Origin of the sequence: Micromonospora sp. NPDC005291 (assembly GCF_040607415.1) — a bacterium.
Lineage (GTDB): Bacteria > Actinomycetota > Actinomycetes > Mycobacteriales > Micromonosporaceae > Micromonospora.
Genome location: NZ_JBEXGR010000002.1, coordinates 112,254 through 128,017, shown reverse-complemented (window position 1 = coordinate 128,017; position 15,764 = coordinate 112,254). Strand labels below are relative to the sequence as shown.

The window sequence follows — 15,764 nt, the reverse complement described above, 5'->3', positions numbered from 1 at the left end:
TGACGGCCCGTCCACGGCTACCCACTGGCCCAGCCACCACCAACCAAAGGATGAGGACCAGGAATGATGCGCACATCGCGGCGCCGCGCCGCACTTTCCGCGCTTCTTGTGCTGCTGCTCGGCGTGACGCCGATGGTGGTGCCAGGACCGGCCGCCGCCGCCCCGGCCGCCGCCCCACCGCTCACGGCGACCGGTCTGACCACGGAACGGGCCACCAATCCGATCGGGCTGGACGTGGCGAAGCCCCGCCTCGGCTGGCGCATCGAGGGCGCCGTCCGCAGCGTGATCCAGGAGTCCTACCAGGTGCGGGTCGCGACGAGCGCGGCCCGGCTGAACGACGCCGACGTCTGGGACAGCGGCCGGGTTCGCTCGCGGGACAGCACTCTCGTCCCGTACGCCGGACCGCAGTTGCGACCCCGTACCCCCTATGTCTGGCAGGTTCGGGTCTGGGACACCGCCGGCCGCGCCTCCGAGTGGAGCGCCCCCGCGTCGTGGGAGACCGGTGTCCAGGGTGGTGCCGGCTGGGGGGCCGACTGGATCGGGATGCCGTCGCCCACCGAGTCCTGGACTGATTACACGGTGCAGACGACGCTCCGGCTGGAACGCGACGCCGCCGGGATCTACCTACGCGCCCGTGGCGCGTCGAACGCGTACATGTGGCAGTTCTCCATCACCGGCGGCAGCGCCAAGCTGCGCCCGCACGTCCGGGTCAACGGCGCCTGGACCCTGCTCAAGGAGGTGCCGCTGGGTGGGGTCGTACCGGCCGACAAGCTGACCGCGCCACACACCCTGCGCATCACCGCGGCCGGTGACACCTTCACCACCTGGGTCGACGGAACCCAGGTCGACGTCACCCAGAGCAGCGCGCACCGGGCTGGCTCGGTCGGCCTGCGCACCAACGGCGTGGAGACCGGCGTGTTCTCCGACTTCTCGGTGACCAGCGGCGGCGGCGACACCCTCTACGCGGCCCCGCTCACCGACGGCAAGAATCCGTTCGGGGCGGGCACGGCCACCGCGGACGGCCTGCGGGTCACCGGCGACACCGAGGCCATGCTCGCCGCACTGGACGCGAACCCGCTGCTGCGCCGAGGTTTCCGGGTCAACGGTACGGTCGCCCGCGCCCGCGTCTACGCCACCGCCCTCGGTGTCTACCAGTTGTCGCTCAACGGCCAGCGGGTCGGCGACCACGAGCTGGCGCCCGGCTGGACCGACTACGCCAAGCGTGTGCAGTACCAGGCGTACGACGTGACCAGCCAGCTCCGCTCGGGCGACAACGCCCTCGGCGCGATGCTCGGCGACGGCTGGTACTCCGGCAGCATCGCCTGGTTCGGCAGCGACATCTACGGCTCCCGGCCGCACCTGAGCGCGCAGCTGCAGATCGACTACACCGACGGACGCAGCGAGACGATCGGCACCGATGGCTCGTGGCGCGCCACGGCCGGGCCGTTCCTGCAGAGCGACCTGATCCACGGCGAGACCTACGACGCGCGGCGTCTGCCAACCGGCTGGGACACGGCCGGGTTCGACGACAGTGGCTGGTCGGCCGCCACCGTCGACGACGTCGACGCCACCGACCGGATCGTCGCCCAGGTCGACCCGCCGGTGCGGGTCACGCAGGAGTTACCGGCACGGGCTCTGACCGAGCCCACACCCGGCACCTGGATCTTCGACCTCGGCCAGAACATGGTGGGCAAGGTAAGGCTCAAGGTCAACGGCCCGGCCGGCACGACGGTCCGGATCCGGCACGCCGAGGTGCTCAACCCCGACGGCACCGCCTACACCGCCAACCTGCGCAGCGCCCGGGCCACCGACCTGTACACGCTTCGCGGCGGCGGGGACGAGGTCTACCAACCCACGTTCACCTTCCACGGCTTCCGCTACGTCGAGCTGACGGGTCTTCCCGGCAAGCCCGACCTGTCGTCGGTGACCGGCCTGGTCATGCACACCGACGGGGAGCTCACCAGCGAGTTCGAGACCTCCAACGCCATGGTGAACAAGCTGCACAGCAACATCACCTGGGGGCAGCGCGGCAACTTCCTGTCGATCCCGACCGACACTCCGGCCCGGGACGAGCGGCTCGGCTGGACCGGTGACATCAACGTCTTCGCCAACACCGCGACGTTCAACATGGACAGCCTGACGTTCCTCACCAAGTGGCTGCAGGACCTGCGGGACGCGCAGGCGGCCAACGGCGCCTACCCCGACGTGGCACCCCGTGCCTGCTGCGGGGACGGCGCGACCGGCTGGGCCGACGCCGGCATCACCGTGCCGCACGCGCTCTGGCAGCGCTACGGCGACACCCGGGTGGTCGAGGAGCACTACGCGTCGATGGTGAAGTACGCGTCCTGGCTGGAGAGCACCAGCTCGGGCAACCGGCGTACCAACGCCGGCCCGTACCTCGACTGGCTCAACCTCGACGACCCGACGCCCGCCGGCGTCGTGGGCACCGCCTACTACGCCTACAGCATCCGGCTGCTCGCGGAGATGGCCGGGGCCCTCGGCAAGGACGCGGACGCGGCCCGCTACACGGCGCTGGCCAAGGACATCGCGCAGGCGTTCGTCGGCGCGTACGTCGCCGCCGACGGCACGGTGCAGGGCGACAGCCAGACCGGGTACGTGCTGGCCATCGGCATGGGCCTGCTGCCCGACCCGCTGCGGGCCAAGGCCGCCGACCGGCTCGTCGCCAACGTGCAACGGCACGACTGGCACCTCTCCACCGGCTTCCTCGGCACCCCGGACCTGCTGCCGGCGCTGAGCGCCACCGGACACCTGGACGTCGCGTACCGGCTGCTGCTCAACGACACCTATCCGTCGTGGGGTTACGAGATCGCCAAGGGCGCGACGACGATCTGGGAGCGCTGGGACTCGATCAAACCCGACGGCAGCTTCGGCGACGTGGGGATGAACTCGTTCAACCACTACGCGTACGGCGCGGTGGGCGACTGGATGTACCGGACCGTCGCCGGCATCCAGCCCGACGCCGGCAACCCCGGGTACTCGCACCTCACGTTCGCCCCCCAACCGGGTGGCGACCTCACCTCCGCAAAGGCGTCGTACCGCTCGGCCTACGGCACGATCGGCAGCGACTGGAAACTCGACGCGCGCGGGGACATGCGGCTGAGCCTCACCCTGCCGGCGAACACCACGGCGACCGTACGCCTCCCGGCGCCCGGCCGGAACGCGGTCACCGAGGGCGGCCGGCCGGCGGAGCAGGCCGACGGGGTGCGGTTCGTGCGGATGGACGGCACGGTCGCCGTCTACGAGATCGGATCCGGCACCTACTCCTTCGCCATCGATCGGGTGCTCGGCGACCTGGGCGACGCCGGCGACACGGCCCGGGAGTTGGTGACGCTCACCAATGAGCTCGCCGGTGAGTTGGGTCGGTCGACGGCCGAGTACCTGCGGGGCCGGTTCGGTCGACTGGGTGCCGAGACGACGGCGGCGCGCACGGCGTACCTGGCGGGCAACTCCCGTTCCGCCGCCGGGGACGTGCACCGGGCGCTGGCGACCGCGGCCGACACGACCCGCTGGCTGCGGACCCAGGTCGCCGCGGGCCGCATCACGCAGGCCCACGCCGACCGGTTCACCGTGCTGCTCACCCGGGTCGACCAGCGGCTCTCCGCGGCGTCGTCGACCCTGGTCGGCGCGGTGGCCAAGCTCGACCTGCCAGTGGGGGAGCGGCTGCCCGGTGACGTCGTCCGTGCCACCGTCACGGTGGCCAACGGTGGGCGTGACCCGCTCACCGGGGTCACCTCGGGCCTGCGGGCACCGGACGGCTGGACGGTGACCCCGGTCGGCAGGCAGACCACCACTGTCGCGCCGGGCGGCACCGTGAGCCATCGCTACGACCTGCGGATTCCCGCCGGCCAGGCACCGGTGAGCGCCTCCGTCGAGGGCTCCGTCAGCTACCGCCACCGGGGCGGCACCGCCACTGTGCCCGTCGCGGGAACGGTCGACGTCATTCCGGCGGTGGAGATCGTCTCGGTGGCCTCGGCCCCGGCCGACGTCACGCCGGGTACGGCGACGACGGTCGGCACGGTGTTGCGCAACCGGGCCGGCGTACGGGTTGCGGGGCAGCTCACCGTCACCGCGCCGGACGGCTGGCGGGCGGCACCGGCCACCACCGGTTACGACCTCGCCCCCGGCGCGGAGACCACCGTGTCGACCGTCCTCACCGCGCCGGTGTCGGCGACGGAGGGGCCAACGGAGATCACGGTGGCCACTGGCGACACGGCGGTGCAACGGCGCACACTCGCGCTCCCGGTGCGGCTCGACAACCCGCCGCCGGGTGCGTCCGACCACGTCGATCTCGGTGACGCGGCCTCCGAGCAGGCACACCGCCTCGCCGCCTCGACCTACTCGGCCACCAGCACCGAGGCCGGGCTGACCCGCCGGTACACCGACACGACCCGTCCGGGCGGATGGTTCGAGTTCGATCTCGCCGTCAAGCCGGGGGAGCCGTTCGTGCTGCGGGCCCGGGAGACGTACGACGGGGCGCAGCTGAAGGACTACGAGGTGGTCGTGGACGGGGTGGTGGCACACGCCCGCTCATGGCGACGCACGGCGGGCGGTGCTGGCACGGTCAGCTACCAGTTCGTCGTCGACCTGCCGGAGGCGACCCGCGACGGCGTGGTGCGGGTGCGGTTCCAGGACACCGGCGACGGCTACGACCCGTCGATCGCCGACGTCTGGGCCACGGCCGTTCCGTCAGCCTGACGTTCTGACCCAGGAGCCGGGCGGGTCTCCCGCCCGGCTCCTGCGTGCACGAGGGGCGGCCGTCGGTCAGCGAGGGGGCGGCCGTCGGTCAGCGAGGCGCGGCCGTCGGTCAGCGCCGGGCGCGCCGGGGCTGGTCGCTGGAGCGGCGCACGACGAGCTCCGGCTGGAACACCACATGCCGGTGCCGGTGCGTGTCACCGGCCTCGGCCTCCTCGAGCAGCAGTTGCGCCGCGGTGCGGCCGAGCTGGTCGCGGGGTTGGCGCACCGACGACAGTGGCACCGCCGCCGCGTCGGCGAACTCGATGTCGTCGTAGCCGACGATGGCGACGTCGGCGGGCACCCGTAGGCCACGCGCGGTCAACTCCTGCAGCACGCCGAGCGCGATCAGGTCGTTGGCGCAGAAGACCGCGGTGGGGCGCTGCCGGGCCGGCAGCGCCAGCAGTTCCTCGGCGGCGCGCCGGCCGGCGGCGACGGTCAGGCTGCCGGTCACCGCCACCCGGAGCTCGGCGGTGCTGCCGCGTTCCTCCAGCGCGGCGGCGGCCCCGGCGTGTCGGTCGGCGACCTGGGCGATGGAGAGCGGCCCGCCGAGGTAGGCGATGCGATGGTGGCCCTGGTCCAGCAGGTGGTCCATGGCGAGTCGGCCCCCGAGGACGTCGTCGACCGCCACCGAGCAGCGGCTCGCCCGGCCGGCGCCCCGGTCGACCAGCACCACCGGGATGCCCCGGTCGATGAGCTTGTCCAGGGTGGGCTGCGGGCCGTGTCCGACCGGGGTGATGAGCACGCCGCGGACCCGTTGCTCCTCCAGCAGCTCCAGGTGGCGGCGTTCACGGGCGCTGTCCTCGCCGCTGTTGCAGACGACGAGCATGGCGCCAGCTTCCTCGACCACCTGTTCGGCGCCACGGACCACGTCGGTGAAGAACGGGTTGGCCACGTCCAGGACGACGATGGCGACGGTGCGGCTGTGCCCGGCACGCAGTTGACGTGCGGAGTCGTTGCGGACGTAGCCGAGGCTGGTGATGGCGTCGAGCACCCGCTGGCGGGTGGCGGGGGCGACCGTGTCGGGTCGGTTGAGCACGTTACTCACCGTGCCGAGGGAGACGCCGGCGTGCCGGGCAACCTCCTTGATGTTCGCCGTTGCCATGGCTCCCTCAATGCCTTGTGCGGTGGTCGCGGCCCCGCGCCCGGCGCCGGGCGGCGCGGTCGCGGTGATCTCCCGGAAGGCCGGTCACGCAGGGCGTGGGTCGGCACGACCAGGTCGCCTCGGCAGTCTATAGCGGCTAAAACGTTTCATCCATCCGGCTGGAAGTGCCGCGCGTCGAAACGTCGGCGGGCGGGCCAGCGCGGAGTGGTCGAAAGCCCGGACCGGCAACAGGGAAGAAATAGCGGCGAAACTCTTGACGCTCTCGAAGGCCGGCCCCTACGGTCCATGGACGACGCATGAAACGATTCAGGAGGGTCGGATGACCGCCGAAGCACCAGGCACGGACCGCGCTCCGCTGCTGGTCCTCGACGGCGTGACGAAGTCCTTCGGGGCCGTCGCCGCGCTGCGCGGGGTGCACCTGGCGCTGCACTCCGGTGAGGTGCACGCCCTGGTCGGCGAGAACGGGGCCGGCAAGTCCACCCTGGTGAAGATACTGGCCGGCGCGCACGCGCCGGATTCGGGCGAGATGACCCTCGACGCGCAGCCGCTGCGCCTTCGCGGCCCCGGCGACGCGCGGGCCGCCGGCATCGCCGTCATCTACCAGGAGCCGACGCTCTTCCCGGACCTGTCGGTGGCGGAGAACATCTTCATGGGCCGGCAACCGCTGCGCGGTCTGCGCCGCATCGACACCGCGGCGATGAACCGCGATGCCGAGCGGCTCTTCCAGCGGCTGGGCGTCCGGATCGATCCGACCCGCCCCGCGCGCGGGCTCTCCATCGCCGATCAGCAGCTCGTCGAGATCGCCAAGGCGATCTCCTTCGACGCCCGGGTCCTGGTCATGGACGAACCCACCGCCGCGCTGTCCGGTGTGGAGGTCGAGCGGCTGTTCGCGGTCACCCGGTCGCTCTGCGAGCGCGGTGCGGCGGTGCTGTTCATCTCGCACCGATTCGACGAGGTGTTCGACCTGAGCCACCGCATCACCGTGCTGCGCGACGGCGCCTGGGTCTCCAGCGATCACGCCACCGACCTCACCGTCGACGAGGTGGTGCGACGCATGGTCGGTCGGGACGTCTCCTCACTCTTTCCCAAGCAGGACGCCGAGCTGCGGGACACCCTGCTCGAGGTCCGTGGGCTCACCCGCACCGGTGTGTTCGCCGACGTGTCGTTCTCCGTACGGGGTGGCGAGATCGTCGCCCTCGCCGGGCTGGTCGGCGCCGGGCGCAGCGAGGTCGCCCGCGCCATCTTCGGAGTGGACCGATACGACGCGGGCGAGGTGCTGGTGGCCGGCCGACCCGTCCGGGCGGGCAACCCGGGCCGGGCGATCGCCGCCGGCCTGGCGCTGGTCCCCGAGGACCGTCGACAGCAGGGCCTCGTCATGGAGTTGTCGGTCGAGCGCAACGCCACCCTGGCCCGCCGCCGGGCCCTGAGCCGGCTCGGCCTCCTGTTCGGCGGCGCCGAGCGCACCGAGGCCCACCGTTGGACGCGGCGGCTGCAGGTGAAGGCCGCCCGGCTCGGAGCGCCCGTGGCGACCCTCTCCGGCGGCAATCAGCAGAAGGTCGTGCTCGCCAAGTGGCTGGCCACCGAACCACGGATCCTGATCATTGACGAACCCACCCGTGGCATCGACGTCGGCACCAAGTCCGAGGTGCACCGCCTGCTCTCCGAGCTGGCCGGCGAGGGCCTGGCCATCCTCATGATCAGCAGCGAGCTGCCCGAGGTGCTCGGCATGGCCGACCGGGTTCTCGTCATGCACGAGGGGCGCCTGGTCCGTGAGCTGTCCCGGGCCGAGGCGGACGAGACCTCCATCATGTTCGCCGCCACCGGTCAAGGAGCGACCGTATGAGCCTCACCGACGCCGACGCGCCCGAGCGGGCCGCCGGGAACGCCCCGACCGGCCCCGGCCGGCAGCGCCGTGGCCTCACCGAGCGGCTGCTGGCCGTACGCGAGCTGAGCCTGCTGATCGCGCTCGGCCTGCTGGTCCTGGTCACCACCCTGCGCAACGACCGGTTCCTCAGCGGTCAGAGCGTCAAGGACCTGCTGCTGGGCTGCGCGATCCTGGTGATCCTGGCGGTCGGCCAGACCCTGGTCATCGTCACCCGCAACGTCGACCTGTCCGTCGGCTCGATCCTGGGCCTGGTCGCCTTCGCCACCGGCACGCTGTTCGTCTCCGCGCCCGGCACCCCGTGGCCGGTGGCGCTCGTCCTGGGTGTCGCGCTGGGCGCGCTGTGCGGGGTCGTCAACGGTGGCCTGATCGCGGTGGCACGGGTGCCCGCCCTGGTCATCACCCTCGGCACCCTCTACGCCTTCCGCGGCGTCGACTACTACTGGGCGTCCGGGCGCCAGATCAACGCCGCCGACATGCCCCCGTCGTTTCTGCGGCTGGGCAACCAGACGGTGCTCGGCGTACCCGTGCTGTTCCTCGTCGCCCTGGTCGTCGTCGCCGCCATCGGCTTCTACCTGCGGTCCTACCGCAGTGGCCGGGAGCTCTACGCGATCGGCTCCGAACCGGCCGCCGCCCGGCTCTCCGGCATCCCGGTGGGCCGGCGGGTGTTCGCCGTGTTCGTCGCCAACGGCGCGCTCGCAGGCCTCGCCGGCGTGCTGTACGCGGCCCGGTTCGGGACCCTGGACGCAGCGGCCGGCACAGGTCTGGAGCTCCAGGTCGTCGCAGCGGCCGTGGTCGGCGGGGTGGCGATCTTCGGTGGCAGCGGGAGCGCCTACGGCGCGGCGCTCGGCGCCGTGCTGCTGACCACGATCGGCAGCTCGCTCGCAGTCCTGCGTATCGACCCGTTCTGGCAGCAGGCCGTGGTCGGCGCACTCATCCTTGCCGCCATCGGGCTGGACCGGCTCCTGGCCCTGCGGGTGGCGGCCCGGCTCCGAGGGAGAAGCGCCCATGGCGCATGACAGCCTGTACGCGGCACCGCCCACCGCCGAGGCCGAGCCCGGCGCGGGCCGCCTCGCCAGCCTGCGCGGGCTGCTCGGCTCCTGGGACGCGGTGATCGTCGCCGCTCTCGTGGTGGCCGTGCTGGTCGCCGGTCTGACCGTGGATAACTTCGCCACCGGTCGCAACGCCCAGTTCCTGCTGCTCGATCTGGTGCCGCTGGCGCTCATCGCGCTGCCGATGACCCTGATCGTGATCACCGGCGAGATCGACCTCTCGGTGGCCAGCATGGTGGGCCTGAGTAGCACCCTGATGGGCCAGCTCTGGCTCTCCAGCGGGCTGTCCCTGGAGCTGATCTGCGTCGCCGTGGTGCTGCTCGGCGCGGTGCTCGGCGCGGTGAACGGCCTCTTCGTGACCGGCTTCGGCCTGCCGTCGCTGGCGGTCACCATCGGCACTCTGGCCCTCTACCGGGGGCTGTCCTTCGTCGTGCTCGGCGACCAGGCCGTCGCGGACTTCCCGGCCGACTGGACGGCGGCCGTGGTGCGCAACATCCCCGGCACGTCCGTTCCGGTCGTGGTGGTGCCTCTGCTGCTGCTCGCGGTGGTCTTCGCGGTCGTGCTGCACGCCACCCCGGCCGGTCGCGCGCTCTACGCCATGGGCAACAACGACCAGGCCGCCACGTTCACCGGTGTCTCGGTGGCCCGGACGAAGTTCTGGCTGTTCGTGGTCTCGGGTGCCGTCTGTGGGCTGGTCGGCATCTTCTGGACCCTGCGCTACGCCAGCGCCCGGGGCGACAACGCCACCGGCCTGGAGTTGACCGTGGTGACCGCCGTACTGCTCGGTGGTGTGTCGATCTTCGGCGGTCGGGGTGGTCTGCTCGGCGTGCTGGCCGCCGTCCTGCTCCTCGGCGTCCTGCGCAACGCGCTGCAGCTCGCCGACGTCGACGCCAACGCGCTGACGATCGTCACCGGCACCCTGCTCATCGCATCCGTCGTACTGCCCAACGCCGTCGCGGACGTCCGCGCCCGGCTGCAGCGTCGACGACAGCGGCACCCTGTCGTGCCGTGACCTCCCCCGCGTACCACCCACCCCCGGAAGGATGACGATGTCCGCGTACCGCAGAGGGCTCCGTGTCGGTGCCACCAGCCTCACCCTCGCCGCACTGCTGCTCAGCGCCACGGCCTGTGGCGGCACCACCCGGGACAACACCGGCAACGACACCGGCGCCGACAACCAGGCGAGCGGCGCTGCCAATCCCAACGCCACCCTCAAGGAAGGGCTCAAGATCGCCTTTCTGCCGAAGCAGCTCAACAACCCGTACTTCACGGTCTCGGACAACGGCGGCAAGGACGCGGTCACCGAGATCAAGGGTGAGTTCAAGGAGGTCGGCCCCTCCGAGGCCAGCGCCTCGTCCCAGGTCAGCTACATCAACACCCTGTCCCAGCAGGGCATGGACGTCATCGTCACCTCGGCGAACGACCCCAATGCCATCTGCGGGGCGCTCAACCAGGCGAAGGCGGCCGGCGCGAAGATCGTCACCTTCGACTCGGACACCAAGCCCGAGTGCCGCCAGATCTTCGTCAACCAGGTGACCGCCGAGGGCATCGCGGAAAACCAGGTCAAGCTCATCTCGCAGCAGATCGGTGGCGAGGGGGAGATCGCGATCCTCTCCGCGACCGCCAACGCGACCAACCAGAACGCCTGGATCGCGTTGATGAAGACCGAGCTGGCGAAGCCCGAGTACAGCAAGATCAAGCTGGTCACCGTGGCGTACGGCAACGACGACGACCAGAAGTCCTTCCAGGAAACCCAGGGTCTGCTGCAGTCGTACCCGAACCTCAAGGGCATCATCTCGCCCACCACGGTCGGCGTCGCCGCCGCCGCCCGGTACCTCAGTGGTTCCCAGTACAAGGGCAAGGTCAAGCTGACCGGCCTGGGCACCCCGAACCAGATGCGCCAGTACGTCAAGGACGGCACCGTCGACGGGTTCGCCCTGTGGAGCCCGGCCGACCTCGGCTACCTCGCCGCGTACGCCGGTGCCGCTCTGGCCTCCGGTCAGATCACCGGCGCCGAGGGCGACAAGTTCAAGGCCGGCAAGCTCGGCGAGTTCACCGTCGCGAAGGACGGGGTGGTCGTCCTCGGCCCACCCACCGTGTTCGACAAGAACAACATCGACCAGTTCCAGTTCTGATCGCCCTCCCGGTCGGTGCCGGCGCACGTCGTGCACCGACCGGGGGAGCCGACCGCACCATGCGGCCGTTGGACGAGGTCTTCAACCTTGAGGCGCAGCTCGCCGCAGAGCGTGCGACGCGGTGCGCCGCAGAGACGGGAGAAACACCATGACGCAGCCCGACGCGCAGACCCTCGATCGGGTCAAGCAAGCCCTGCGCGGCCAGCGCATCGAGACCCCGTCCTGGGCGTACGCCAACTCCGGAACCCGGTTCAAGGTGTTCCCGCAGGAGGGTGTGCCGCGCAATCCGTACGAGAAGATCGCCGACGCGGCGGTCGTACACCAGCTCACCGGCGTCGCACCGACGGTGGCGCTGCACATCCCGTGGGACCGTGTCGACGACTACGCCGATCTGGCCGCGTACGCGGGGGACCACGGTGTCGCCCTGGGCGCGATCAACGCCAACGTCTTCCAGGACAACGACTACAAGCTGGGCAGCGTCACCAACCCGGACCCGGGGGTGCGCCGCAAGGCCATCGACCACCTGCTCGAGTGTGTCGACATCATGGACCGCACCGGCTCCCGCGACCTGAAGCTCTGGTTCTCCGACGGCACCAACTATCCCGGCCAGGACGACATCCGCACCCGGCAGGACCGGCTCGCGACCGCGCTGCGCGAAACCTACGACCGGCTCGGCGACGACCAACGGCTGCTGCTGGAGTACAAGCTGTTCGAGCCGGCCTTTTACACCACCGACGTGCCGGACTGGGGCACCGCGTACGCGCACTGCCTGGAGCTGGGTCCGAAGGCGCAGGTGGTCATCGACACCGGGCACCATGCCCCGGGCACGAACATCGAGTTCATCGTGGCGTTCCTGCTGCGCGTCGGGAAGCTGGGCGCATTCGACTTCAACTCGCGCTTCTACGCCGACGACGACCTGATGGTCGGCTCCGCGGACCCGTTCCAGCTGTTCCGGATCATGTACGAGATCGTCCGTGGCGACGCGTTGGCGCCGGAGGCGGGCATCGCGTTCATGCTCGACCAGTGCCACAACATCGAGGCGAAGATCCCCGCCATCATCCGCTCGGTGCTCAACGTGCAGGAGGCGACGGCGAAGGCGCTGCTCGTCGACGCGGACGCGCTGGCCGCAGCACAGCGCAGCGGTGACGTGCTCGCCGCGAACGCCGTGCTGATGGACGCGTACAACACCGACGTCCGACCACTGCTGGCCGAGTTCCGTACGGACCTGGGCCTGGATCCGGACCCGATGGCCGCGTACGCCCGCTCCGGCTACTTCGACAAGATCCGCGCCGAACGCGCCGACGGCCAGCAGGCCGGCTGGGGCGCCTGACCATCACCGAAGAAACGCAGACTGGGGACGTGAGGACGATGCAATCCGAGGTTCAGGCGCTGATCGCGCGCAGCAACCGGCTCGGCGCCGACCCGACCACGACGAACTACGCCGGGGGCAACACCTCCGCCAAGGGTGCGGCCACCGACCCGGTCACCGGCGGTCCGGTCGAGCTGCTCTGGGTCAAGGGCTCCGGCGGTGACCTCGGCACCCTCACCGAGCCCGGGTTGGCCGCGTTGCGGCTGGACCGGCTCCGCGCCCTCGTCGAGGTCTACCCCGGCATCGAGCGCGAGGACGAGATGGTCGCCGCGTTCGACTACTGCCTGCACGGCCGGGGCGGGGCCGCGCCGTCCATCGACACCGCCATGCACGGGCTCGTCGACGCCGCGCACGTCGACCACCTGCACCCCGACGCCGGCATCGCGATCGCCGCCGCCGCCGACGGGCCGGAGCTGACCAAGGAGATCTTCGGCGACCGGGTCCTGTGGGTCCCCTGGCGGCGGCCCGGCTTCCAGCTCGGCCTCGACATCGCCGCGGTGGCACGGGCCAACCCACAGGCGATCGGCGTGATCCTCGGCGGGCACGGCATCACGGCCTGGGGCCCGACCAGCGACGAGTGCGAACGCAACTCGCTGGAGATGATCCGCCGCGCGCAGGCGTTCCTCGACGAGCGGGGTCGAGCCGAGCCGCTCGGCCCGGTCATCGCCGGCTACGAGCCGCTGCCCACCGACGAACGACGGCGGCGGGCGGCGGCGCTGTTCCCGGTGCTGCGGGGCCTGGCGTCCACCGATCGGCCGCAGGTCGGCCACTTCACCGACAGCGACGTGGTGCTGGACTTCGTCGCGCGGGAGAAGCACCCCGCGCTCGCCGCCCTCGGCACGTCCTGCCCGGACCACTTCCTGCGGACCAAGGTCCGTCCGATGGTGCTCGACCTGCCACCCACCGCACCCGTCGAGGACGTGGTCGCCCGCCTCAAGGAGCTGCACGCCTCCTACCGCGACGACTACCGCGCCTATTACGAGCGGCACGCCAACGCGGACAGCCCGCCGATGCGGGGTGCCGATCCGGCCGTCGTCCTGGTGCCCGGTGTGGGCATGTTCAGCTTCGGCGTCAACAAGCAGACCGCCCGCGTCGCCGGCGAGTTCTACGTCAACGCCATCAACGTGATGCGCGGCGCGGAAGCCGTGTCGCGCTACGCGCCGATCGACGAGGCCGAGAAGTTCCGGATCGAGTACTGGGCCCTGGAGGAGGCGAAGCTTCAGCGCATGCCGAAGCCGAAGGCCCTCGCCACCCGGGTCGCGTTCGTCACCGGAGGCGGCTCCGGGATCGGCCGGGCGATCGCCCACCGGCTCGCCGCGGAGGGCGCATGCGTCGTGGTCGCCGACCGCGACGCCCAGGCGGCTGCCGCCGTCGCCGCCGAGATCGGCAGCACCGACACGGCGGTCGCCGTCGCCGCCGACGTCAGCGACGGTGACGCCGTGGCCGCCGCCCTGCGCGAGGCGGTCCTGGCCTTCGGCGGGGTGGACCTGGTCGTGAACAACGCCGGGCTGTCGCTGTCCAAGTCGCTGCTGGAGACGACCGAAGCGGACTGGGACGTCCAGCACGACGTGATGGCAAAGGGCTCCTTCCTCGTCTCGCGGGAGGCCGCGCGGGTGCTGCTGGCGCAGGGGATGGGCGGGGACATCGTCTACATCTCCAGCAAGAACTCCCTGTTCGCCGGGCCGAACAACGTGGCGTACGGCGCGGCGAAGGCCGACCAGGCGCACCAGGTCCGGCTGCTCGCCGCCGAGCTTGGCGGTCACGGCATCCGGGTCAACGGTGTCAACCCGGACGGGGTGGTCCGCGGCTCCGGGATCTTCGCCGGGGGCTGGGGCGCGCAGCGGGCCGCCGTCTACGGCGTGCCGGAGGAGAAGCTGGGCGAGTTCTACGCCCAGCGCACGCTGCTCAAGCGCGAGGTGCTGCCCGAGCACGTCGCCAACGCGGTCTTCGTGCTCACCGGCGGGGAGCTGTCGCACACCACGGGCATGCACGTCCCGGTGGACGCAGGCGTCGCCGCGGCCTTCCTCCGCTGATGACCGCCGTGCGACTGGCCGCGGTGGACGTGGGCGCGTCCAGCGGCCGGGTCATGCTCGCGCGTGTCGGGCCGGGGACGCTGGAGCTGACGGAGGCGCACCGGTTCCGCAACGAGCCGGTGCGGGTGGCGGGCACCCTGCACTGGGACATCCTGGCGCTCTACCAGGGCGTGCTGGAAGGGCTGCGCGCCGCCGGCCCGGTCGCCGGGATCGGCATCGACACCTGGGCGGTGGACTACGGGCTGCTCGACGCCACCGGCGCTCTGCTCGGCAACCCGGTGCACTACCGCGACGGGCGTACCGAGGGCGTCAGCGACCGGGTGGCCAAGCAGCTCGGGCCGGAGCGGCTCTATGCCACGACCGGGCTGCAACACCTGCCGTTCAACACCCTCTACCAGCTCGCCGCCGCCGCCGGTACGCCCCAGTTGGAGGCCGCGCACCGGCTGCTGCTGATCCCGGACCTCATCGCGTACTGGCTCACCGGTGAGGTCGGCGCCGAGGTCACCAACGCCTCCACCACCCAGCTGTACGACCTGCGTCGCCGCGCCTGGGCCACCGACCTGATGGCCGACGCGGGGATCCGCGGCGAGCTGTTCCCGCCGCTGCGCGAGCCGGGCACCCGGATCGGCCCGGTCCTGCCCGCGCTCGACCTGCCCGGAACGCCCGACGTGGTGGCGGTGGGATCGCACGACACGGCGTCGGCCGTGGTCGGGGTGCCGGCTGCCGGTGCGCACTTCGCCTACATCTCCTGCGGCACCTGGTCACTGGTCGGCGTCGAGCTGGACGCCCCGGTGCTCAGCGAGCCGAGCCGACGGGCCAACTTCACCAACGAGTCCGGCGTCGACGGCACGATCCGTTACCTGCGTAACGTGATGGGCCTCTGGCCACTGCAGGAGTCACTGCGCACCTGGGGCACCACGGACCTGCCCGCCCTGCTCCGGCAGGCCGCTGAGGAACCGGCGTTCCGTTCCGTGGTGGATCCGGACGACCCCACCTTCCTGCCACCCGGCGACATGCCCGCCCGCATCGCCCAGGTCTGCCGGCGTACCGGGGAGCCGCTGCCGGACAGCCCCGCGGCCACGGTCCGGTGCATCCTGGACAGCCTCGCACTGGCGCACCGGCGCGCTGTCCAGCAGGTGCAACGGCTCTCCGGTCGACACGTCGACGTCGTGCACGTCGTCGGCGGCGGTGCCCGCAACGACCTGCTCTGCCAGCTCACCGCCGACGCCTGCGGCCTGCCGGTGCTCGCCGGGCCGGTCGAAGCCACCGCCCTGGGCAACGCCCTGGTGCAGGCCCGCGCGCTCGGCGTGATCGGCGGTGACCTGGCGTCGCTGCGGTCCGTACTGCGTGCGACCCAACAGATCGTGCGGTACGAGCCACGCGCCGACGCGACGGCGTGGCGGGCAGCTGCCCGGCGCCTCGGACGGGAGGACTGA

9 protein-coding genes are annotated in these 15,764 nt (G+C 71.6%); 8 read left to right on the top strand and 1 reads right to left on the bottom strand.

Annotation, left to right across the window (positions count from 1 at the left end):
- Positions 1-63 precede the first annotated feature (63 nt).
- Positions 64-4,716 carry a family 78 glycoside hydrolase catalytic domain gene (locus tag ABZT18_RS02845; RefSeq protein ID WP_355250354.1) on the top strand — a complete coding sequence of 1,551 codons (4,653 nt, stop codon included), beginning with the start codon at positions 64-66 and terminating at the stop codon, positions 4,714-4,716.
- Positions 4,717-4,825: 109 nt separating this feature from the next.
- Here the strand turns inward: ABZT18_RS02845 and ABZT18_RS02840 are convergent, their stop codons facing one another.
- Positions 4,826-5,857, bottom strand: a complete 1,032-nt coding sequence (locus ABZT18_RS02840; protein WP_354992067.1) for a LacI family DNA-binding transcriptional regulator — start codon at positions 5,855-5,857, stop codon at positions 4,826-4,828.
- A gap of 319 nt (positions 5,858-6,176) precedes the next feature.
- On the opposite strand from ABZT18_RS02840, the gene ABZT18_RS02835 reads away from it, so the two are divergent.
- The 7 genes from ABZT18_RS02835 to ABZT18_RS02805 all read left to right on the top strand — a co-directional run bounded on the left by ABZT18_RS02835 (position 6,177) and on the right by ABZT18_RS02805 (position 15,764).
- Positions 6,177-7,700, top strand: coding sequence for a sugar ABC transporter ATP-binding protein (locus tag ABZT18_RS02835; protein WP_354992066.1), 1,524 nt, complete (start codon positions 6,177-6,179; stop codon positions 7,698-7,700).
- The gene (locus tag ABZT18_RS02830; protein ID WP_354992065.1) at positions 7,697-8,758 is read left to right on the top strand and encodes an ABC transporter permease; all 1,062 of its coding nucleotides are present in this window, start codon (positions 7,697-7,699) and stop codon (positions 8,756-8,758) included. Before ABZT18_RS02835 ends, ABZT18_RS02830 begins: the two co-directional genes overlap by 4 nt.
- Positions 8,748-9,803: an ABC transporter permease gene (locus tag ABZT18_RS02825; protein WP_354992064.1), complete on the top strand. Its 1,056-nt coding sequence runs from the start codon at positions 8,748-8,750 to the stop codon at positions 9,801-9,803. The genes ABZT18_RS02830 and ABZT18_RS02825 overlap by 11 nt, the downstream gene beginning before the upstream one ends.
- A gap of 37 nt (positions 9,804-9,840) precedes the next feature.
- A complete protein-coding gene (rhaS, locus tag ABZT18_RS02820; protein WP_354992063.1) occupies positions 9,841-10,926 on the top strand; it encodes a rhamnose ABC transporter substrate-binding protein in 1,086 nt (361 codons plus the stop codon).
- Positions 10,927-11,074: 148 nt separating this feature from the next.
- Positions 11,075-12,256, top strand: a complete 1,182-nt coding sequence (gene rhaI, locus ABZT18_RS02815; protein ID WP_354992062.1) for an L-rhamnose isomerase — start codon at positions 11,075-11,077, stop codon at positions 12,254-12,256.
- A gap of 38 nt (positions 12,257-12,294) precedes the next feature.
- Positions 12,295-14,328 carry a bifunctional aldolase/short-chain dehydrogenase gene (locus ABZT18_RS02810; protein ID WP_354992504.1) on the top strand — a complete coding sequence of 678 codons (2,034 nt, stop codon included), beginning with the start codon at positions 12,295-12,297 and terminating at the stop codon, positions 14,326-14,328.
- The gene (locus tag ABZT18_RS02805; RefSeq protein ID WP_354992061.1) at positions 14,328-15,764 is read left to right on the top strand and encodes a rhamnulokinase family protein; all 1,437 of its coding nucleotides are present in this window, start codon (positions 14,328-14,330) and stop codon (positions 15,762-15,764) included. Before ABZT18_RS02810 ends, ABZT18_RS02805 begins: the two co-directional genes overlap by 1 nt.